Origin of the sequence: Pseudomonas sp. Y39-6 (assembly GCF_023651955.1) — a bacterium.
Lineage (GTDB): Bacteria > Pseudomonadota > Gammaproteobacteria > Pseudomonadales > Pseudomonadaceae > Aquipseudomonas > Aquipseudomonas veronii.
Map to the genome: position 1 here is coordinate 357,022 of NZ_CP069594.1, position 19,709 is coordinate 376,730.

Sequence of the window (19,709 nt, forward strand, 5' to 3'; positions counted from 1 at the left end):
GCTCCGTGGGCACCAGCTTCGGGAAAATGTGTGTAATCTCTGTAGGAGCCAGGTGCGGCGCCTGCAGGGATTTTTTATTGGGAGAACGCTGATGTTCTACGTGCAACGCGATCAATACAACGCTTTGGTTCGCGTCGAGACGCAGGCCTTCGCCGAATCCACCGGGACTCTACCGGCGGATCATCAGGACATTCAGGCGTGGTTTGCCACGGATGTGATCGACAACAGCCTCAAGCAGCTCCAACAGAGCGACTCCGAGATGATTCGGGTGCTCGATGACTTGATCCAGGTGCTGACCGCCAAGGGCGTGATCCGCATCACTGACCTGCCGCCCGCCGCGCAGGTCAAGGTGATGGAGCGTACCCAGGCACGGACGGCGCTGGGCGGTTTGAGTGAGCTGATCAATGACGATGAAAGCGGTTTGATCTGAGGCGCACGCACCTCTTTCACGGCATGAGCGTCAAGCCGGCCTGATTACTCGGCGCTCCACGTCCACGGCGCAGGTTCACCGACCAGTTGGCCTTGCACCCCTTCGATGCCCATCTCGCGAATCACGCGCAACTCACCTTCGGTTTCCACGCGTTCTGCAATCAACGGCAAATCGATGCTGTGGGCGGCACGCTGGATCGCCTCGATAAAAAAGCGCTTGTGGCTTTCCTGATCAATGGTCCGGATGTAGCTGCCGTCGATTTTGAGGTACGCCAGGCCCAGGTTCGCCAGGTTGCCGATCATGCTGAAACGCCCGCCGAAACGTTGCAGGCCGAGGCTGTATCCGAGGCTGCGCAGGCGCCGGGTGAGACGCTCCAGCTGGGCTTGCTCGGGCACTTGCTCTTCGCCGATCTCCAGCGTCAGGCGCGTACCGAGTGTCGGGTGTTGCGCCAATCGCTCGAACATCCGCTCCAGGGCTTGTGGGTCATTCAAGGTCGCCGCCGAGAGGTTCAACGCCACCGATTGGTTGTGTTGTGCCAGGTGTTTGATCACCAGGTCGAGCATCAATTGGTCAAGGCGTGCGGTCCAGCCGAAGCGCTCCAGCCAGGGCAGGAAGTGCCCCGCCGCAATGGTCTGGTCCTGGTTGTCGAGCAGGCGCGACAGTACCTTGTAGTGCAGCACCTGACGGGTATCGCTGCTACTGACCACCGGCTGGAAAAACAAGCGGAAGCGCCCCTGATTCAGGGCCTCGTCGAGCAGGGTGTGCCAGCTATGCGGATCGTCGCTGACGGTGCCCCGGGTCTGGCGCTCCAGGCATACCCAGGTTTGGCCGCTACTGGCTTCAGCCTGGGCCAGGGCCTGATCGGCCAGCTTCAACAGGTCGGCCGAGGCATCGCCGGGGTTGTAGGGCGCGAGGCCGATGTAGGCCACGCTCTGCATGTCTGTGGCGCCCGTTTCGTACAGGCTCTGCAGGGTGGTTTCCAGCGCCTGGGCCAATTGCACCGCTTCGTGACGCACCAGGCCTGGGGCAAGCACCGCGAACTCGCCGCCGCGGCTGCGGGTGATCAGGTTGTGGGTTTCCGGGTACTTGGCGCAGGTCCGCACCAGTTGCTGGCTGACGGCTTGCAGCAGTTGGTCGGTGCGTTGCCCGCCCAGGCGCTGGTTGAGACCGGCGAGGTCATTGACCCGCAAGATCAGCAGGTAGCCTGAACTGGCTTCTTCCAGGTTGCTGACCCGCGAGTTGAGCTGCATCTCGAAATAGCGCCGGTTGGCCAGCCCGGTCAGGCTGTCCTGGTAGGACTCCACGCGCAGCTTCTCGCTGCGCTCGGTCTGTTCATTGAACAACGCCTTGAGCTTCTCGACCATCTGGTTCATGGCCTGCACCACGCGCCGCAGTTCGGGGGTGCGGGGCAGGTCGGGCAAACTGATGAATTCGCGCCGCGCGATGGCGTGGGACTGTTCGACCATATAGTCCAGCGGCTTCAACTGACGGCGCAGCAACAACGCGCCGAGCACCGCACTCGCGGCGCCGCAGAGCAGCAACCAGCCCAGGCTGCCCAATGCGCTCTGCCACAGTTTGGCCAGGGCGAACATCGGGTGGCTGATCACCTCGACCCGTGCCGCCTGCTGCCAGCCTCGGCTGACGATGGCATCGCCGCCGGCCGGCGCGAGGCCGATCATTTTCACGAACCAGGCCGGCACGCCGCTGGCATCAGGCTCGGCGGCACGCTCCACCAGCACCTGATTATTGCTCAGGTCCACCACGCGGATGCTCGCGTAGTAGCCACTGTCAAAAATCGAACTGACCATCAGCTCGGTCATCGCCGGGTCATCGATGTTCGGCGTCAGCGACAGCGCCAGTGCGGTGGCCGCATCCTGGGCGTGGGAACGCAACTGGTTGACGTACTGCGCACGCGAGCTTTCCAGGCTGACGATGAAGCTACCGCTGAAGGCAACCACTAGAAACACACAGATAGCGATCAGCAATTGTTTGAACAGTGACATCGTAGCTCCTGTTAATTATCCGAACTGGCCGGAAACCCTTCGGCGGTCATTTTTTTCAAGACATCCTGCCAGCGTGACAGGCGCTTGCTATCACCGACTTTTTTGTTGCCCGCCGCGCCGGTCAGCCACAACCCTTCGCCGTTGAAAGCATAGACGGGCAGCAGGTCCGGACGTTGGCTGGCCGGCAGAATGGGGTCCATCAGGCTGTCCAGTACCAACGGCATGGCTTCCGGGCTTGCATAGTAGGTCAGTACCATATGCGCGCGATTCTGGCGCAAGGCCTTGACGTAGGTTATGCGCAGCTTCTCGGCCGGGACGCCCAAGTGACGCAGGCTGAAGTATTTGGCGATGGCATAGTCTTCACAATCACCGGCACCTTTCCACAGGGATTGAATGGGCGTCGCCCAATAATCGATCTCGTGCCACAGGTCGATATCTTCTTCGTAGTGCAACTGGCGGTTAAAGAACAAGTTGACCACGTTGAGTTGTTCGGTCTCGCTGACCTGCTTTTGCGCCGTGAGCAGGTGTTGCCAGGCATCGATACGCTGGCGCCCGGCGCCCAGGGGCCCGTACAGCGCCTCGGCGCGGCGGCTGATCTGGCTGAAATCCCAATCGGCGAGCAGATTGCCCAGCAGGCCGCCACCCAGCAACAGCGTGATGGCCAGACCGTACAGGAACCGAGGGAAGTTAAAGCGTATCGCCACTGCGAATACCCGAGCTTGCAGCATTGAAGGTGCGGCAATGGTGCGGTGATACCGGGTAAAAAACAATGGCACGATGAAATCACTTTGTAGCAATTTATCCTGAATAAGTGCCGGTAAATTGGCTATTTTCCGCTCGTCTGAAAGGGTGGCGGCAATTCCATCAAAATAATGACACCTCATAACGCCTGTCACAGAATGTCGCAACCAAAGCGCCGACAAAAAGACTTGCGGTCAGCCTTATCTTGCCGACCTTTCACGTCTTTAATGGCACTGTGAAGGAGTTATGGCCATGAGCCGTACCGATGATCTGTTTGCCCCGTCCGGCAAGAGCCTGACCCGGGAGCCCAAGGCACGGAACGCTCGGCTGCACTTTTTCGGCACCCTTCCATTCGATGATGGCACCCGCGCTAACCAGAAAGACGGCTCGCGCTTTTGCGCCAATGCGCCAGCGGCGTATGAACAACCTCATCATTATGACTTGAGCACACCGCGCCCAACCGTGGTGGCGCTGGTCTCAGTCAACGGCGGCGTCGGCCGCAGCACCCTGGCCACGGCGTTGAGCAGCGGCTTGCAGCGCTTGGGGGAGTCGGTGGTGGCGCTGGATCTGGACCCTCAAAACGCATTGCGCCAGCATTTCGGCGTGGCCCCGGAGCTCCTGGGCGTCGGCCGCGCCAGCCTGCTCAATACGCGCTGGGAGACGCTCCTGCAAACAGGGTTTGCCGGCTGCCGCGTGATCCCCTTCGGGCACACCGATATCAAGCAGAAGGACAACCTGCAACGTTGGCTCACGCGTGAACCGGAGTGGTTGGCGCAGCACCTGTCGACCCTGGGGTTGAGCGAGCGCCCGATCATGCTCATCGACACCCCCGCCGGTAATAACGTCTATCTGCATCAAGCCTTGAGCGTGGCCGATAGCGTATTGGTCGTCGTCCAGCCGAATGCCGCGTGCCTCGGCACGCTTGACCAGTTGGACGCGGTGCTGGCGCCTTATCTTGAGCGTGAACGCCCGCCACATTGCCACTATGTGATCAATCAACTGGAAGAAAACTCGGCGTTCAGCCGGGACATGGTCAATGCCTTCAAACTGCGCCTGGGCGATAATCCGTTGGACGTGGTGCATCGCGATCCATCGATCAGCGAAGCCCTGGCCTTTTCCACGGACCCGCTGGATAACTTGGCGGCGAGCGCCGCCTGCGACGATCTCAAGAGGCTGTGCCGGTTGTTGATCGCACGGAAAAAAGCCCGCTAAATCACGCTTTATGCGCTGAACGCGAAATGCTTATGCACAATCGGCAGGTCGCCGATGGCGTCGAATGGGGTTTGGGCGGAACCATTCTCAACACGGCGCAACCGCCTGTTTTGCGTGCGTTTTATTCGTTGCACAAAAAATGATCAGTATGGCATTTGGCCTGTAGCGCAGATGGCTACAACTTCTGTAAGGATTTCATCAACAGAGTTATCCACAGGGCGCGCGTAGGAAAAAATGCGCTTTAATCGCGCTCAGCCAGCACCATAAGGTTGCGTGGGGTCAGGGTGGTTTCGCAGAAGCTGCCTACCGCCACGGTGTAGCCCTGTTCCCGCAGAAACAGAGCCCGATCCAGCACCAGCCACAGCTCCAGCGGGCGGCGGAACAACCCTCGCAGCAGTTCCAGGTTTCTGACCTCGGCCAAGCGCCGCCAGCCGTGTGCCTCCAGCGCTGTCCAATCCTGCTCGCCTGTGGATAAACCTTTGAGGCCGGCCAACTCGCGGCAATAGTCGGCGAAGGGTTTATCCAGCCAACTGGCGGGCAGGGACGGCGTGGGCAGGTACGTGTCGCAATGGCGCAATTGGCGCTGCAAGTGATCGAAACCCAGGCGCCTGGCCATGGACGTATCCCGTTGCCGGCGCACCCGCTTGCCGGCGGTGACGGTTTCACTGAGGGGCAGCCCCAGGTCATCCACTGATAAGCGCAACGCCGAAGCGCGGCCGACGCTCGACAGTGGCTGATAGCGATCGGTGCGGATGCGGTTGTAGCAGCAGGGTGCCAGCGCCAGTTGCTTGCAGCCGGCAGTGCTGGCCAGTTGCAGCAGACGCACGTGCAGGTCGCCGCAGGCGTGCAGGGCGACGGGTGTGTGTTCGGCGCTGACCGTCACGTCGGCCAGTACGTCTTGCAGGTGATGGGTGACGGGCAGTTGGTGGTGGTCGCTCAAGGCCTGCCCGGCGGCGATCAGGGCCGGATCGTATTCCAGGCAGGTCAGTTGCTGCCCGCTGTGCAGCAGGCGGCGGCCGAGGTGGCCTTTGCCGGCGCACCAGTCCAGCCAGTGCCGCGGTGGTTGCGCGAACCCCAGGGCAGCACCGAATGCTTCGATCTGTTGCCACTTGCGGCCGGGCACATCGACGTTCAGGCGCTGGCGGGCGGGTGCCAGGGGCTGCGTCGGTAACTTATCCACAGCACTGAGGCGCAGCGCCTGCGCGGCCAACTGTGGAAAAGGCGCCGGGGCGGGCAGCTCATGGGGCCGGTTGTGGCTGCTTTCCGCGTCGGCCAGCGAGCGCCGGCGCAGCCACTGGGCGAGCGCGGGATGTTGGGATTCCCAGGGTAACTGGCGATGCGTGAAGGGCCGTGGTCGCCACAGCCCCTGATGTTCGCTGAGGAACGCATCCAGCGCCTGGAAGTGCGCTTCAACGTCCCTGGCAGGCATCGACTCGCAGCCAGCGTTCCAGCAGTTTGAAACCGCGCACCAGCACATAGGCCATCAGCAGGTAGAACAGGCCGGCGGCGAAGAAGATCTCCACTGGCAGGTACGTGCGCGCAATGATGGTGCGCGCCATGCCAGTCAGTTCGAGCAGCGTCACGGTGCTGGCCAGGGCGCTGGCCTTGAGCATCAGGATCACTTCGTTGCTGTACGCCGGCAGGCCGATGCGCGAGGCGCGCGGCAGGATGATATAGAACAGCGTCTTCGGCTTGGACATGCCCAGGGCCCGCGCCGCTTCGATTTCACCCGGCGGGATGGCCTGGATCGCACCGCGCAGGATTTCGGCGATATAGGCGGCGGTGTGCAGGGTCATGGTGGCGGTGGCGCACCAGAACGGATCGCGCAGGTACGGCCACATGAAGCTGTTACGCACCGCGTCGAACTGCGCCAGGCCGTAGTAGACCAGGAACAGTTGCACCAGCAACGGTGTGCCGCGGAAGAAGAAAATGTAGCAATAGGGCAGGGTCCGCACGTACCAGCGGCGCGAAGAGCGGGCGATGCCCAGCGGGATCGCCAGCAGCAGGCCGGCAATCACCGCAATGGCCACCAGCTCGAGGGTGAGGGTCGCGCCCTGGGCCAGTTTGGGCAGCCACTTGATGATCACGGCCCAGTTCAGGCCCAGGTCGAAATGGGACAGCCAGCTGTAGTCGCCGTTCATTGGGTGCTCCTTGCAAAGCCGCGACTGGCGCGTTCTTCCAGGAAGTGCATGCCAGTCATGGCCAGCACGGTGAGGCCCAGGTACATGAACGCCGCCACCATGAAGAAGGTGAACGGCTGCTTGGTCACGGTCACGCCGATCTGCGCATGGCGCATGATTTCTTCGAGGCCGATCACCGATACCAGCGCGGTGTCTTTCATCAGGATCATGAACAGGTTGCCCAGGCCCGGCAGGGCGATGCGCCACATCTGCGGCATGATCAAGCGGGTGAAGATGCGAAACTTCGACAGGCCCAATGCCACACCGGCTTCACGGTGGCCCTTGGGAATAGCGAGGATCGCACCACGGAACACTTCCGTGGCGTAGGCGCCAAAGCACAGGCCCAGGGCGATGACCCCGGCGGCGAAGGCGCTGAGGGAAAGGTCGGGGTTACCGAAAAACTCCCCGAGGGCACGCATCAGGTTGACCGTGCCGAAATAAATCAGCAACACCCACAACAGTTCGGGAATACCGCGAACGAGGGTCGAGTAAGCCCCGCCCAGCCACTGCAGCGGCTTGTATGGGGACGTCTTGGCCAAAGCGCCGGCCAGGCCGAGTACCAGCCCCAGGCACAGGGCCGTGAGCGCCAGCTTGACGGTCATCAGCGCGCCGGCGGCGAGCGCCGGGCCGAATCCGTAGAGATCGAAATTCATGGTGTTTTCATATCGCGGCAGGCAAAGCTGAAAGCCGACGCGCCCCTGGGAGCGCGTCGGGCATACCGTTCAGATCATTCGATGCTGAAAGGGAAGTACTTGTCGTTGATCTTCTTGTAGGTGCCGTCGGCCTTGATCTCTGCCAGGGCTTTGTTCAGGCGTTCGCGCAGCGGGTCGCCTTTGCGCACGGCGATACCGATCTTGTCGCTCTCGACCACCGGGTTGCCCTTGAATTCGTAGGCGGAACCGTCTTTGCTCTTGAGCCATTCGTACTGCACGTACTTGTCGGCGAGGATGCCGTCCAGGCGGCCGGACGTCAGGTCGAGGTAGGCGTTTTCCTGGGTGTCGTAGAGCTTGCTGGTGGTGTCTGGCAGCTTGTCTTCCAGGTAGGTGCCGGCCAACGTCGCGCGTTGTGCGCCGATGATCTTGCCTTTCAGGTAGGCCGCGTCGGTCTTGAAGTCTGCCGTGGCTTTAGGTGCGATGAACTGCAGCTTGTTGGAGTAGTACGGGTCGGTGAAGTCGACGGCCTGCTTGCGCTCGTCGGTGATCGACAGCGAGGACACCAGGAAGTCGAATTTCTTCGCGTTCAGCGCCGGGATGATGCCGTCCCAGTCCGATACATACACTTCGCACTTCTCGACTTTCATCTTGGCGCACAGGGCGTCGCCGATGTCTTTGTCGAAGCCGACGACGTTGCCGCTGGCATCTTTATTGTTGAACGGCGGGTAGGCCGCTTCGATCCCCATTTTCAGGGTTTCTGCCATGGCCGAGGCGCTGAACGCCATCGAAACGGCCGCGGCCAGAAGGAATTTTTTATAGTTCTGCATGCATGTTGCTCCGTTAGCGGTTGCTGGACATGAATTGTTTGCAGCGCGCCGAAAGCGGGTTTTCAAACACCTGCTGTGGCGATCCTTGCTCTTCGACCAGGCCTTGGTGCAAGAACACCACTTCACTGGACACCTGGCGGGCGAAGCCCATTTCATGGGTGACCAGCAGCATGGTGCGGCCTTCTTCGGCCAGCGCGCGGATCACATTAAGTACTTCCTGGACCATTTCCGGGTCAAGGGCCGAGGTGGGTTCGTCGAACAGGATGACTTTCGGCTGCATCGCCAGGGTACGCGCGATGGCCGCCCGCTGCTGCTGGCCGCCGGACAATTGTGCGGGGTAGGCGTGGCGCTTGTCGCCGATGCCGACCTTGGCCAGCAGGGCTTCGGCCACTTCGATGGCTTCGGCCTTGCTCTGGCCGAGCACGCGGCGTGGGGCCTCGATGATGTTGTCGAGGATGCTCATGTGCGGCCACAGGTTAAAGTTTTGAAACACAAACCCGATTTCGCTGCGCAGGCGGTTGATCTGCTTGCCGTCGGCGGCTATCAGCTCGCCGTTCTTCGCGGCCTTGAGCTTGAGCTCTTCGCCGGCCACCAGGATCTGGCCCTGGTGCGGGTTTTCCAGCAGGTTGATGCAGCGCAGGAATGTGGACTTGCCGGAACCGGAGGAACCCAGGATCGAGATCACATCGCCGTCGCGAGCGGTCAGCGAGATACCTTTGAGTACCTCCAGCTCACCATAGCGTTTATGCAAGTTGCGGATTTCAAGCGCGGGCGCGGCCAGAGCCATGTGCGGTCCTCATTGTGTTCGTTGCGTTCCTGCTGTTGGGTCGCCTTCCTGGCGAGGCGCCAACCTAGCATAGCGTCCGGATGGCAGCCAACAGCGCGGCGGATGCTTAACAGGTGGTCTGCGGCAAGGTGTCGCATCGGCACAGCGGCGTGTCGCGCCATCAACAACCGAACAGCCGTTTGAACCTGGAAAACCCGCAGGCTTCGCGTGAAAAAGGGCGCGATGGTGCCAGCTTTGGGCGGGTGTTGGAAGGGTTAACCGGGCAAACGGTGACCATCGGCCCTTTTATGGGGCGTCACGTACTTTTTGTGTGTATTTGTGGTGCGCGCGTTCGGGTAAAAGTGAGTCGCTCGGTAACGCTGTAGCGGAATGCCAGCATTCTCAATGACTTGCGAGGGCTGCTGGATCGTCCTACAGCCCGCGTCAATCGGGGTTTTGTAACATTTTGGCGCAAATATTGCGTAAAAAATAAAGAACGCCCTGTTTGTTTCTTTTCACGTGAAAGGCACGCGCCGGGCGGACCGTTTTCGCAATTCCTCGTTTAAAGGTGTGTCAATGAGTAGTACGCATAGCTCCAATGACCTCGAACAGGGGCTCAAACCGCGTCACGTCACCATGTTGTCGATTGCCGGCGTCATCGGTGCCGGTTTGTTTGTCGGCTCCGGCCACGCGATCGCCGCCGCCGGCCCTGCGGTACTGCTGGCGTATGCCGCCGCCGGTGCGCTGGTGGTCTTGGTGATGCGGATGTTGGCCGAAATGGCCGTGGCGTCGCCGGACACCGGTTCGTTCTCGACCTACGCCGATCGGGCGATCGGTCACTGGGCCGGTTTCACCATCGGCTGGCTGTACTGGTGGTTCTGGGTGCTGGTGATTCCATTGGAAGCCAACGCCGCCGCGACCATCCTCCATGCCTGGTTCCCCGGCGTGGCCATCTGGGCGTTTACCCTGATCATCACCTTGCTGCTGACGGCGACCAACCTGTTCAGCGTGAAGCACTACGGTGAGTTCGAGTTCTGGTTCGCGCTGATCAAAGTCGTCGCGATCGTGGGCTTTGTGATCCTCGGCCTGCTGGCGATCTTCGGCTTCTTGCCGACCAGCCAGGTCAGCGGTGTCTCGCACCTGTTCGACACCCAGGGCTTCATGCCGAACGGCATGGGCGCTGTGCTGGCGGCCATCCTGACCACCATGTTCTCGTTCATGGGCACCGAGATTGTCACCATCGCGGCCGCCGAGTCGAAGGACCCGGGCCAGCAGATCACCAAGGCCACCAACTCGGTGATCTGGCGGATTGGTTTGTTCTACCTGCTGTCGATCTTCATCGTGGTGTCCCTGGTGCCTTGGAACGATCCGACCCTGGCTGCCGTAGGTTCCTACCAGACAGTGCTGGAAAGCATGGGCATCCCGAATGCCAAGCTGATCGTTGACCTGGTGGTCTTGGTTGCCGTGACCAGCTGCCTCAACTCGGCGCTGTACACCGCCTCGCGCATGCTGTTTTCCCTGGGCCGTCGTGGTGATGCACCCGCCGTGTCCAAGCGCACCAACAAAAGCGGCACGCCTTACTGGGCGGTGATGCTGTCCACCGGCGCAGCGTTCCTGGCGGTCTTCGCCAACTACGTGGCACCGGCGGCGGTGTTCGAATTCCTGCTCGCCAGTTCCGGCGCCATTGCGTTGCTGGTGTACCTGGTGATTGCGGTGTCGCAACTGCGCATGCGTCAGAAGCGTACTGCGGCGGGCGAGACGCTCGCTTTCAAAATGTGGTTGTTCCCAGGCCTGACCTACGCGGTGATGGTGTTCATCGTCGGTACGCTGGGGATCATGCTGTTCCAGGAAGCCCATCGGGTCGAGATCATCGCGACCGGGGTCTTGAGCTTGCTGGTGGTGGCGGCGGGGCTGCTCGTTTCGAGCCGTCGCAAGGCCCAGAGCGTAGGCGCTGCAGTACTGAATTGATGTGATGGAGTGCGGTGCTTGATTGCGCCGCAGTTCAAATGTGGGAGGGGGCAAGCCCCCTCCCACATTGCGTTTTGCGTCAGTCTTGGGAAATCACCAGCGCCTGGGATGCGGCGACGTAATCCGCCTGGAACTGCGGCGACTCGACCCACGCCAGGGCTGCCGCTTCATCCTCGGTGTCGGTAGCCCACTGCCGATATTCGATCAGTGCCGCCAGGATAAAGTCGGTGGCCTCTTCTTCGCCTTCCTGCTCCAGCACCAATGCCAACAGCGGGTGCGCCAGGAATGCCGCGCACAGCGCTTGCTGGCTGATTTCGCCGGCAGTACGCATCTCGACAAACAATTCAGTCAAATCCACCGACTCAAGATCGATGCGGCTGTCATCGCCGGCAAATGCATCCGGATTGCTCGCGACGGCGCGTTGGGTACGGTTTTGCTTGGCCTTGGCCTTTGCCCGGTGGGCACGTTTCTGCTGCTTGTTCGGCGAGGCCATGGGCTCACGTCCTTGGTTCAGGATCTGGGTGGGTATTGAAGCGCAGGTTGAGGGAAATCCCAAGGGGTTCTAGACGCGCGCCGTTATGCGACGGCCCGGTGTGCCGGGTGTTAGCGCGCCGTGCTTCAGCCATGCCAGCGCAATCGGCCACAGCCGATCCTCATACTCGCTGCGAAAGAACGCGAAATGTCCGACCTGTGTTTCTCCGATATCGTCAGGGGCGATGCGCAGGTGAGTGCGTTCGCTGCTGGCGAAGTAGCTCAGCAAGCGCTCGATGGCCGGCACGGTGCCGAAGGGGTCGTCGGTGATGCTGATCGCCAGCACCTGCGCCGTTACCCGGGCAAACGGCAGTTCACCCAAGGCGCGCCCGCTGGGCCGTGTTTCATAGCTCGGCGTCGGCGTGCCCCAGTCCCGTACCACGCCGGCCGGCGTATCCTCCAGCCAGCCCAGGCGCTTGCCCGGGAAGTAGCCGAACAGCGCCGTCACCAGTGGCATCACCACATGCCACTTGCCAACCATGCGCCAGCGCCCGCTCGCTGCGTAATCGCGCCAGTAGGCGAATTGCGCGCCCACCGTCACCAGGCGCCGGATCACTGCGCCGGACGCCCCGAGCCCCGCTGCGCAGCCGCCAAAGCTGTGACCGACCACGTCGATCGGCTGCCCCGGGAACTCGCGCTGCGCCCGCTGCAATATCGCCTCGAAATCCAGGCGGCCCCAATCCGACCATGAGGCCTTGAAGCCTCGCAGCGAACCACGGCGGGACTCGCCGATGCCGCGATAGTCGTAGGTGATGACATCGAAGCCGTTGGCGAACAGGTAGTCGGCGAAGCGTGAATAGTGGCGACAGCGCACGGAGGTGGCGGCGTTGATGATGACGACCGGGCGTGTAGGGTCGCTTCGGATATGGCGCCAGGTGAAGCCGCCAAGCGGGTAGCCGTCTGCGGCGGGTGCCCTGAAGGAAGTGTTTTGGCAGGGTTGAGTTGCAGGCGTTGGCGAAGAGGCATCATTCAAATTCATCGTTTTGGGCCTGTGCCGATTTTTTATTTTTGGTAACGGTTGGCCAGTTTGCCAGCACTTGTACTTCGTTCCGCTGACTCACTAATCTCTGGCGCTCACAACGCCTACAACGCCCGTGCACAGTGGCTTGTTCCGAAAAAACCACACATCTGAGAGAAACGACAGCCAACCATGGACAGATTAGACTGGCAGGCATCCATTACGGAGGTCTCTATGAGCATTCCACGTTCTCCCATCGTTTCGGAGTTTGAAACAGAAGAGCAAGCTGCCAGCTACGACCGTTGGTTTCGTGCCAAGGTGCAGGCTTCAATTGACGATCCTCGTCCTAGTATTCCGCACGATCAGGCGATGGCTGAAGTCGAGAAGGTGCTGGAAGAGAGGCGCAAGGCTCGTGCTTCTCGTTAAATGGCGACCTGAGGCTATTGTCGCCCTGATCGAGATCATTGATTACATCGAGCAGTACAACCCGGTTGCCGCCGTCTCGCTGCACCAAACTATTGTGGTTGCCGCCGAGGGGTTGTCCCTGATGCCATACGGATTCAAGCACGGTCGCTTGTCTGGTACTCGGGAAATGGTTGTTCATCCAAACTACCTGGTGGTCTATCGGGTGACGGAGCACGTTGAGATAGTGATGGTGTTACACACTCGCCAGGAATATCCCAGGGATGTGATCGGGCCACACCACTCGACCTCACGCCAGTAGATGCTTAGGCTTGCGCCTTTGCAATCAGCGAGAGCGTCCTGATGACCCGCGACACCCTCGAACACCACCAGATTCCCCTCTACTTCGCCACCGTCCTCCTGGCCGCCGCTTTCGGTCTGCTCGCGCCGTCATTGGCGCATGGCCTCGGCGTGCTGGTCACGCCGGCCATCGCGGTGCTGATGTATGCGATGTTCCTGCAAATCCCGTTTCTGCAGCTGCGCCAAGGCGTGGGCAACCAGCGGTTCCTGGCGGCGTTGCTGCTGGCCAATTTCGTTCTCGTGCCCGTGCTGGTGTGGCTACTGACGCGTGGCCTGGTGGAGCGCCCGGCGTTGCTGGTGGGGGCGTTGCTGGTGTTGCTGACGCCGTGTATCGACTACGTGGTGGTGTTTACCCACATCGGCAAGGGCGATTCGCGCTTGATGCTGGCCGCGACGCCGCTGCTGTTGTTGTTGCAGTTGGTGTTGTTGCCGGTGTACCTGGGGTTGATGTTGGGCGCGCAGTCCGCGGTGGTGGTGGAGGTGCGGCCGTTTGTCGAGGCGTTCCTGTTATTGATCGTGGTGCCGATGGTGCTGGCGGTGATCACCACCTCGCTGGCGCGGCGATCCTCGGTCGTCAACGCCTGGAACGATGCCTGGGCCTGGTTGCCGGTGCCGGCGATGGCAGCGGTGCTGTTTGTGGTGATCGGTTCGCAAATCACCGCGGTGGTGCGCGATATCAGCCTGTTGCTGCCGGTGATTCCGGTCTACGTCGGCTTTGTGCTGTTGGCGCCATTGATGGGGATGTTCGCCGCGCGCCTGTTCGCGCTGCCGGCGGTGACGGCGCGCGCGGTGACGTTCAGCGCGGCGACGCGTAACTCGCTGGTGGTGTTGCCCCTGGCGCTGGCGTTGCCCGAAGGCGTGCGCGGGTTGGCGGCGACGGCGGTGATCCTGCAAACCCTGGTCGAGTTGATTGGCGAGCTGATCTACGTTCGCCTGATCCCGACGCTGGTGTGGCGCGCAGATCGGCCGGGCACATGAATGTTCAGGGTTGTTCAGGCGCTATTTGGGATGTGTTGGGCACCATAAGCCGCCGCTCACTACCTGGCAGGACAACCGATGGATCAGCGCAACTCTTTTCGCCTGGAGTCTCTGGGCATTTTTCTGATTGCTTTGTTGTTATTTACGTTGGGGATCTGGGACCAGCAGCCTCAGGGGTTTGACGGGCGCTGGGCGTTGTTCATGCAGGAAATGTTTCGCCATGGGGCGAGTCTTTTCCCCACCACCTACGGCCAGCCCTACGCGGATTATCCCGGTACGGCGACGTTCTTCAGTTTTGTATTCGCCCGGTTGTTCGGTGCGCCCAACCACCTGGCGAATGTCCTGCCCACCGCGCTGGCCTCTGCCGGAGTGGTGGCGCTGATCTATCGCTTGCTGGCGCCTTCCAGTCGCGCCTGGGCGCTGTTGACGGTGCTGCTGACCTTGCTCACCACCCAGTTGCTCGAAAAGTCGCGCTCGGTGTGCCTGGATCAGATGGTGGCGCTGTTGTGCGTAGGCAGCTTCTACCTGCTGCACAGTGGCGAACGCCTTGGCTCGCGGCTGCGGCAGCTGGCGGTGTTCCCGCTGTTTATCCTGGGCTTTGCGATTCGCGGGCCGTTGGGCTTGATCGAAGTCTGTGGGGTGGCCTGCGTGTATTGGGCGTTGGGTCGTCCGGGGGAGCGGGTCAGGCAAGTGCTGATCCACGGCGTTATCGGGTTGCTGCTGTTGGCGTGTTGCTGGTGGCTGCTGATGCAGTTGGCGCGGATCAGTGGGGGCCAGGCCTTTGCCGATGAAGTGTTCAAGATGCAGGTTGGCGGGCGCCTCGATGAAATCGGCGAGCCGTTCTATTTCTACTTCCAGCTGAGTCTGTACCGTTACTTCCCGGTGGTCCCCATGGCGTTGGCGAGCATGGTTGCGCTGCGTCATCGCTGGCCGGAACGCTGGGGCAATGACGACGTGCAACTGGTCGTGCGGCTCGGCGCCTGCGGCTTGATGATTCTGCTCGGGCTGTCGGTGCCGCACTTCAAGCGCGCTTATTACATCCTGCCCATGGTGCCGATGTTTGCCGCTGTCGCCGCCTATGGGCTGCTCCACGCACAGAACTGGTTCGTCGGGGTGCGTCGCTGTTACACATGGCTCGTCGCGGCGCTGCCGGCGTTGTGCGTGGTTGTAGTCTTCGTGTGTCGACATGGGTGGCAGAAGCACGGTTACTGGCCGGACGTTTCGTTGCCGTTGCTGATCGGCGTGCTGGTGATCCTGCAGGGGGCGGCATTGATCGCCTGGCGTCGCGCCGGGCGTTTGGTGTGGCTCAGCGCGATCGCACTGGCGGCGCAGTGGTTGTTGCTGGTGACCGTGGTAGAGCCGGCCAAGGACCTGCAGTTCGACACCCGGCAATTTGTCAGTCAGGTGGAAGCGCTTCGCGCACAAGAGCCTGGACCGTTGGTGTTTGTCGGCCTTGCGCGGGACACCTGGGCAGTGCGCTACATGATGAACCTGGATCACGACGAGCAACCGCTGTTCATCGGGCGTAACCAGCTCGATCAGTTGGACTCGCTGCCACGGCCGTCCTGGGTGATCGTGGCGCGCAAGGAAACCGAGCAGTTGAAGGGCACACCGGTGGAACACCTGGCGCCGATGTTCAACGGACGACTGAACGACAATCCGTTGTTGGTGTTCTTGCTCAAGTAGGCGGCGCGAGGCGGGTATTGCGTACTGGGGTGACGGTGAGCCACCCCGGTTCGGGATGGGTAAATCGAAGGCAACAAAAAACCCGCACTAGGCGGGTTTTTTGGGTGTTTCAGATGATCGTTGCACCACCTGAAACTTAATAGTGGTGCCCAGAGACGGAATCGAACCGCCGACACGGGGATTTTCAATCCCCTGCTCTACCGACTGAGCTATCTGGGCAACGGGGCGCATTAAACGGGTTTTTCAGGGGGTCGTCAAGCAAGTTTTCAAAAAATATTTAATTATTACCGTCGCTTACGTGCCGACCCCGGTTTTTGATCAATTATTGAGCAGGCGGCACGTAGCCTTCGGCCTTGGCGTAATCCTCGCCGGAAAAGAACTTGTCCATCTCGCCTTGCAGGTATTTGCGGTCTTCGGCGTTCATCATGTTCAGGCGTTTTTCGTTGATCAGCAGGGTCTGGTGTTTCTGCCAGTCGGCCCAGGCCTTGGCGGAGACGTGATCGAAAATGTCCTGGCCCTTGGCACCCGGGAACGGGGCGCGCTCCAGGGCGGGCAGTTCTTCGTGGTACTTGCGGCAGATGATGGTGCGGGTCATGACGAAACTCCTGCGTTCAATACGTCGGCCGCGCGCTTCAGCAGTTTTTTCACCGGGGCGGCAAGGCCCAGGCGCGGCGGGGTGGCGAGGTTATACCAGAGCCAGTCGGCCTCGGCCACGTGATGGGCGGATTCCTCGACCTGGACCAGCCAGGGTTCGATGGCCAACTGGAAGTGGCTGAAGGTGTGGATCAGCCCCGGCAGTTCCTGTTGTTTGCCCAGCTCCAGCGCGTGCTGGTGGGCGAGATGTTCGAGGTCTTGCAGGTCGTCCAGCTCCGGCAGGCTCCACAAACCGCCCCACAGGCCCGTGGACGGGCGACGGTAAAGCAGGATCGCGCCGTCGCCATTGGCCAGCATGGGCATCAGCGTGCGCTTCTGGGGGATGCTCTTGCGCGGCTTGGGGATCGGATAGCGCGTCTCCAGGCCGAGCATGTGGGCTTCGCAGCCTTTTTCCAGCGGGCATAACAGGCAACTGGGCTTGCTGCGGGTACACAGGGTGGCGCCCATGTCCATCATCGCCTGGGTGTAGGCGTTGATGCGATCATGGGGCGTGAAGCGCTCTGCGGTGGCCCAGAGCTGTTTGGCCACTTTGGGTTCGCCGGGGTAGCCCTCCTGCGCGGTAAAGCGTGCCAGCACGCGTTTGACGTTGCCATCGAGGATCGGCGCGCGCAGGCCCATGCTCAGGCTGGCGATCGCGCCGGCGGTGGACAGACCGATGCCGGGCAGTTCGGTGAGCTTTTCCACGTCGCGGGGAAACTCGCCGCCGTACTCGGCCACGACAATCTTCGCGGTCTTCTGCAGGTTGCGCGCCCGGGTGTAATAGCCGAGGCCGGTCCACAGGTGCAGCACCTCGTCTTCCGGCGCGGCGGCCAGGGCTTCGACCGTTGGCAGGGAGGCCATGAAACGGTCGAAGTAATTGAGCACGGTGCTGACCTGGGTCTGTTGCAGCATGATCTCCGAAACCCACACCCGGTAGGGCGTGATGCCCTGTTGCCAGGGCAGGTCATGGCGACCGTGGCGGTCGTACCAGTTCAGTACCGCCTCGGAAAACTGCTCGTTTTTCATCGTTTGAACAGGCCTTTCAACGCGTCTTTCAACTGCGGGTTAACTTTGTCGAGCTTCTCTTCCAGCTTCTCGTTGAGGCGGTTGCCGGCGGCCTTGATGGCGACCTGGCCGAGGCCGTCCTTGTCCAGGCGGCACGCCTTGGCGCCCAGCTCCAGCGGGCCACGGCAGCGCAGCGGCACTTCGATGCCCTGGAAGTTGGCGCCTACCTCGCAGGCGGGGTCCGGCACTTCGCGTTGATCGCCCTCGACGATGATGCCGACGCGATAATCCATGCCCAGCACGCGCAGGTCGATGTCGCCGTTGCCGTTGACCGTAAGGCCGGGGATACGCACCTTCAGGTCGGGGTTGTTGGCCACGCCGTTGCGCAACGTCAGGTTGCCCCTGAGTTCCTGGAACGGTGTGTCCTTGGCCCGTGGCTCGCTGCTCAAGGTCTTGCGGTTGAGCAGGGCGATGCCGGTACACAGTTGCTGTTCAAGGTTGGCGTTGAGCAGCACGCCGTTGTTGATCACGAAGCTGGCGTTGCCGTTGAGGCTGTCGATCAGTGCCTTTTGGCTGTTGCCGCGGCCGCTGAGGTTGCTGTCGAGGGTGATCTGGCCCTTGACCGGCGGCGTCTGCCCCTGGGCTTGCAGGATGCGCTCGACCGGCACTTGCTTGATGTGGCTTTGCAGGGCCAGCACTGGAATGTCCTGGCGCACATCGAGGCTGCCATTGGCCTGGAAGCTGCCGTTGTAGAGGCCGCCGCTCAGGCTGTCGAGCTTGAGCTGGCCGTCGAGGCCGCTGGCCTTGAGCATGGCGTTCTGGATCGGCAGCTTGCTCAGGGTCAGTTGGCCGAAGGCCAGGTCGGCCTCCACGTCCAGCGTGCGCAGGCGGGTCAGCGGCAGCAGCTTGTCGGTGCTCCAGGCGCCTTTGGTCGGGGCGTCCGGCAGCGGTGTGGTGCCACCGGCGGCCATGGCGCCGGCTTCGCTGTTCTGCACTTCGGCCTGGCGTGCGGCGGTTGCCCCCTTGGCGGATTCGGACTTGGCCGGCAGGTAATTGTCGGCGTTGAAGGTGTCGCCCTTGAGTTGCACGCGCAGCGATTGCTTGGCGAAATCGTCCACGGCAACGCGGCCGGTGAAGGTGCTGCCGTCGAGTTTCAGGTTGAGGTCTTCCAGGGCCAGGCGGGTCGGCGTGCCTTGGAGGCGGCTGACCAGCTCGACTTTGCTCAGGCTGCCCTCGGCCATCGGTGGCAGCGGGTTGCCGACGCTGTCGAGGAACTTGGCCAGGTCGAACTGGGCGATCGACAGGGCGCCGCTGAGCTGCGGGGTCTTGTCCAGGTCATTGACCTTCAGTTCGCCGAGGGCGCGCAACTGGTTGGCCGAGAGTTTCAGGTTGGTCCACTCGGCAATGTTGGCCGCCAGGTCCACCAGCAGTTGGCCCTGGGTGGAGAAGGTCACGGTTTTGCCTTGCAGCGGTTCGCCGGTGGCTTCGCCGCTGAACCGCATGTCTTCGAACTGATAACGCTTGAGCGCCCGCTGAATGCGCAGGTTGCCGTTGAGTTCGGTCTTGACGCGCATGACCGGCTGGTTGCTGCCGAGGAACGCGGTGAGCTTCAGCGGAATGCTCGCCCCTTCGTGGATGGCACCCGCACTCAGCTGGATGCTTTCGGCGCTGAACTGCTTGCCGGTCTGTTCATCGTTGTATTCGATGCGGGCGTTGTTGATGGTCAGGCTGTCGATGTCCAGGCGGATGGGCTGCGGCGGTTTCTCTGCCTTCACCTCGGTCACCGGTGCCGTCGCTTGCACGGGGGTTGGCGTATCGGTGGCCGCCTCGGGGGCGTTCTTGCCGATGTCTTCCCAGTTGCCGTGGCCTTGCTTGTCGCGGTTGAGGCGCAGGTTCAGGCCTTCGACGCGCACATCGCTCATCTGCACTTCGCGGCGCAGCAGCGGTAGCACGCGTACCGACAGGCCGAGCATCTGCAGGTCGGCGAACGGCTGGGTCGGGTTGGTCAGGGTCGCGACGCTGGCTTCGTGCAGTTCCAGGCCCAGCCAGGGGAACAGGCTCCAGCCGATGTCGCCATTGAGCGTCAGCTCGATGTGGGCCTTGTCGCGGGCAATCTGGCGAATCTCGTCTTTGTAGTCGTTGGGATCGAAGAGATGGGTCAGGGCAAAGCCGAGAGCCACAATGATCAGCAACAGCCCGAGAAGTACCAGACCCAGGATTTTGCCGAACGCTTTCATGGGCGAGTCCTTGTATGTCGATTTCAAAATTTAGCCGCAGAGTATAGCGCCCGATGGCCTGCGTCAGTTCACGGATCGTTACATTGTATCTAGCGCAGGGGGGCGGTATTTTGGCGTCAAAAAACACAAAAAATCCGCG

The 19,709-nt window shown here is 61.6% G+C and carries 19 protein-coding genes and 1 tRNA gene; 7 read left to right on the forward strand and 13 right to left on the reverse strand.

The features are described from left to right. Nucleotides 1-91: 91 nt before the first annotated feature. Entirely contained in the window at nt 92-430 is a 339-nt protein-coding gene (locus tag JN756_RS01515) for a hypothetical protein (protein ID WP_057003600.1), read from the forward strand. Between the two features lie 44 nt (nt 431-474). Here JN756_RS01515 and lapD read toward each other — a convergent pair whose 3' ends face one another. Beyond that, nucleotides 475-2,433 carry a cyclic di-GMP receptor LapD gene (gene lapD, locus JN756_RS01520; RefSeq protein WP_169881404.1) on the reverse strand — a complete coding sequence of 653 codons (1,959 nt, stop codon included), beginning with the start codon at nt 2,431-2,433 and terminating at the stop codon, nt 475-477. Nucleotides 2,434-2,444: 11 nt separating this feature from the next. Next, the gene (gene lapG / locus JN756_RS01525; protein ID WP_017849958.1) at nt 2,445-3,161 is read right to left on the reverse strand and encodes a cysteine protease LapG; all 717 of its coding nucleotides are present in this window, start codon (nt 3,159-3,161) and stop codon (nt 2,445-2,447) included. A gap of 265 nt (nt 3,162-3,426) precedes the next feature. On the opposite strand from lapG, the gene bcsQ reads away from it, so the two are divergent. After that, nucleotides 3,427-4,386, forward strand: a complete 960-nt coding sequence (gene bcsQ / locus JN756_RS01530) for a cellulose biosynthesis protein BcsQ (protein WP_201021731.1) — start codon at nt 3,427-3,429, stop codon at nt 4,384-4,386. A 241-nt stretch (nt 4,387-4,627) separates the two neighbouring features. On the opposite strand, the gene JN756_RS01535 is transcribed toward bcsQ, so the two are convergent. The 5 genes from JN756_RS01535 to JN756_RS01555 all read right to left on the reverse strand — a co-directional run bounded on the left by JN756_RS01535 (nt 4,628) and on the right by JN756_RS01555 (nt 8,833). After that, nucleotides 4,628-5,815, reverse strand: coding sequence for a methyltransferase (locus JN756_RS01535; protein ID WP_046490904.1), 1,188 nt, complete (start codon nt 5,813-5,815; stop codon nt 4,628-4,630). Further along, nucleotides 5,796-6,485: an ABC transporter permease gene (locus tag JN756_RS01540; protein ID WP_046385364.1), complete on the reverse strand. Its 690-nt coding sequence runs from the start codon at nt 6,483-6,485 to the stop codon at nt 5,796-5,798. Before JN756_RS01540 ends, JN756_RS01535 begins: the two co-directional genes overlap by 20 nt. Nucleotides 6,486-6,523: 38 nt before the next feature. Then, nucleotides 6,524-7,219, reverse strand: a complete 696-nt coding sequence (locus tag JN756_RS01545; protein ID WP_046385013.1) for an ABC transporter permease — start codon at nt 7,217-7,219, stop codon at nt 6,524-6,526. A gap of 74 nt (nt 7,220-7,293) precedes the next feature. Beyond that, the gene (locus tag JN756_RS01550) at nt 7,294-8,046 is read right to left on the reverse strand and encodes an ABC transporter substrate-binding protein (protein ID WP_046385012.1); all 753 of its coding nucleotides are present in this window, start codon (nt 8,044-8,046) and stop codon (nt 7,294-7,296) included. A gap of 13 nt (nt 8,047-8,059) precedes the next feature. Then, nucleotides 8,060-8,833, reverse strand: a complete 774-nt coding sequence (locus JN756_RS01555; protein ID WP_017849951.1) for an ABC transporter ATP-binding protein — start codon at nt 8,831-8,833, stop codon at nt 8,060-8,062. Between the two features lie 555 nt (nt 8,834-9,388). Between JN756_RS01555 and gabP the strand changes: the two genes are divergently transcribed. Next, nucleotides 9,389-10,780 carry a GABA permease gene (gene gabP, locus JN756_RS01560; RefSeq protein ID WP_017849950.1) on the forward strand — a complete coding sequence of 464 codons (1,392 nt, stop codon included), beginning with the start codon at nt 9,389-9,391 and terminating at the stop codon, nt 10,778-10,780. A 79-nt stretch (nt 10,781-10,859) separates the two neighbouring features. On the opposite strand, the gene JN756_RS01565 is transcribed toward gabP, so the two are convergent. Next, nucleotides 10,860-11,273, reverse strand: a complete 414-nt coding sequence (locus JN756_RS01565; RefSeq protein ID WP_201021732.1) for a hypothetical protein — start codon at nt 11,271-11,273, stop codon at nt 10,860-10,862. A gap of 69 nt (nt 11,274-11,342) precedes the next feature. After that, the gene (locus JN756_RS01570) at nt 11,343-12,290 is read right to left on the reverse strand and encodes an alpha/beta hydrolase family protein (RefSeq protein WP_108526630.1); all 948 of its coding nucleotides are present in this window, start codon (nt 12,288-12,290) and stop codon (nt 11,343-11,345) included. 213 nt (nt 12,291-12,503) lie between these two features. On the opposite strand from JN756_RS01570, the gene relB reads away from it, so the two are divergent. The 4 genes from relB to JN756_RS01590 all read left to right on the forward strand — a co-directional run bounded on the left by relB (nt 12,504) and on the right by JN756_RS01590 (nt 15,695). After that, a complete protein-coding gene (relB, locus tag JN756_RS01575) occupies nt 12,504-12,695 on the forward strand; it encodes a type II toxin-antitoxin system RelB family antitoxin (protein ID WP_081610227.1) in 192 nt (63 codons plus the stop codon). Further along, a complete protein-coding gene (locus tag JN756_RS01580; protein WP_032805156.1) occupies nt 12,682-12,993 on the forward strand; it encodes a type II toxin-antitoxin system RelE/ParE family toxin in 312 nt (103 codons plus the stop codon). The genes relB and JN756_RS01580 overlap by 14 nt, the downstream gene beginning before the upstream one ends. A 41-nt stretch (nt 12,994-13,034) precedes the next feature. After that, nucleotides 13,035-14,009 (forward strand): arsenic resistance protein, encoded by a 975-nt coding sequence (locus JN756_RS01585; RefSeq protein WP_079442658.1) that lies wholly within the window; start codon nt 13,035-13,037, stop codon nt 14,007-14,009. A 78-nt stretch (nt 14,010-14,087) separates the two neighbouring features. Beyond that, nucleotides 14,088-15,695, forward strand: coding sequence for an ArnT family glycosyltransferase (locus JN756_RS01590; RefSeq protein ID WP_126585334.1), 1,608 nt, complete (start codon nt 14,088-14,090; stop codon nt 15,693-15,695). Between the two features lie 143 nt (nt 15,696-15,838). On the opposite strand, the gene JN756_RS01595 is transcribed toward JN756_RS01590, so the two are convergent. The 4 genes from JN756_RS01595 to JN756_RS01610 form a co-directional block, all read right to left on the reverse strand. Beyond that, nucleotides 15,839-15,914, reverse strand: a tRNA-Phe gene (locus JN756_RS01595). Between the two features lie 103 nt (nt 15,915-16,017). After that, nucleotides 16,018-16,290, reverse strand: coding sequence for an oxidative damage protection protein (locus JN756_RS01600; protein ID WP_017849944.1), 273 nt, complete (start codon nt 16,288-16,290; stop codon nt 16,018-16,020). Beyond that, a complete protein-coding gene (gene mutY / locus JN756_RS01605; RefSeq protein ID WP_201021733.1) occupies nt 16,287-17,354 on the reverse strand; it encodes an A/G-specific adenine glycosylase in 1,068 nt (355 codons plus the stop codon). The genes JN756_RS01600 and mutY overlap by 4 nt, the downstream gene beginning before the upstream one ends. Further along, nucleotides 17,351-19,570 carry an AsmA family protein gene (locus JN756_RS01610; RefSeq protein WP_128192071.1) on the reverse strand — a complete coding sequence of 740 codons (2,220 nt, stop codon included), beginning with the start codon at nt 19,568-19,570 and terminating at the stop codon, nt 17,351-17,353. The genes mutY and JN756_RS01610 overlap by 4 nt, the downstream gene beginning before the upstream one ends. Between the last annotated feature and the right edge of the window lie 139 nt (nt 19,571-19,709).

Excerpts from the sequence above, each read along its gene's own strand:
- JN756_RS01600 (WP_017849944.1), bottom strand. The coding sequence starts at position 16,290 with ATGACCCGCACCATCATCTGCCGCAAGTACCACGAAGAACTGCCCGCC.
- bcsQ (WP_201021731.1), top strand. The coding sequence starts at position 3,427 with ATGAGCCGTACCGATGATCTGTTTGCCCCGTCCGGCAAGAGCCTGACC.
- JN756_RS01545 (WP_046385013.1), bottom strand. The coding sequence starts at position 7,219 with ATGAATTTCGATCTCTACGGATTCGGCCCGGCGCTCGCCGCCGGCGCG.
- JN756_RS01565 (WP_201021732.1), bottom strand. The coding sequence starts at position 11,273 with ATGGCCTCGCCGAACAAGCAGCAGAAACGTGCCCACCGGGCAAAGGCC.
- lapG (WP_017849958.1), bottom strand. The coding sequence starts at position 3,161 with ATGCTGCAAGCTCGGGTATTCGCAGTGGCGATACGCTTTAACTTCCCT.
- mutY (WP_201021733.1), bottom strand. The coding sequence starts at position 17,354 with ATGAAAAACGAGCAGTTTTCCGAGGCGGTACTGAACTGGTACGACCGC.
- JN756_RS01570 (WP_108526630.1), bottom strand. The coding sequence starts at position 12,290 with ATGAATTTGAATGATGCCTCTTCGCCAACGCCTGCAACTCAACCCTGC.
- JN756_RS01610 (WP_128192071.1), bottom strand. The coding sequence starts at position 19,570 with ATGAAAGCGTTCGGCAAAATCCTGGGTCTGGTACTTCTCGGGCTGTTG.
- JN756_RS01590 (WP_126585334.1), top strand. The coding sequence starts at position 14,088 with ATGGATCAGCGCAACTCTTTTCGCCTGGAGTCTCTGGGCATTTTTCTG.
- JN756_RS01535 (WP_046490904.1), bottom strand. The coding sequence starts at position 5,815 with ATGCCTGCCAGGGACGTTGAAGCGCACTTCCAGGCGCTGGATGCGTTC.
- gabP (WP_017849950.1), top strand. The coding sequence starts at position 9,389 with ATGAGTAGTACGCATAGCTCCAATGACCTCGAACAGGGGCTCAAACCG.
- JN756_RS01555 (WP_017849951.1), bottom strand. The coding sequence starts at position 8,833 with ATGGCTCTGGCCGCGCCCGCGCTTGAAATCCGCAACTTGCATAAACGC.
- JN756_RS01550 (WP_046385012.1), bottom strand. The coding sequence starts at position 8,046 with ATGCAGAACTATAAAAAATTCCTTCTGGCCGCGGCCGTTTCGATGGCG.
- JN756_RS01585 (WP_079442658.1), top strand. The coding sequence starts at position 13,035 with ATGACCCGCGACACCCTCGAACACCACCAGATTCCCCTCTACTTCGCC.
- relB (WP_081610227.1), top strand. The coding sequence starts at position 12,504 with ATGAGCATTCCACGTTCTCCCATCGTTTCGGAGTTTGAAACAGAAGAG.
- JN756_RS01515 (WP_057003600.1), top strand. The coding sequence starts at position 92 with ATGTTCTACGTGCAACGCGATCAATACAACGCTTTGGTTCGCGTCGAG.
- lapD (WP_169881404.1), bottom strand. The coding sequence starts at position 2,433 with ATGTCACTGTTCAAACAATTGCTGATCGCTATCTGTGTGTTTCTAGTG.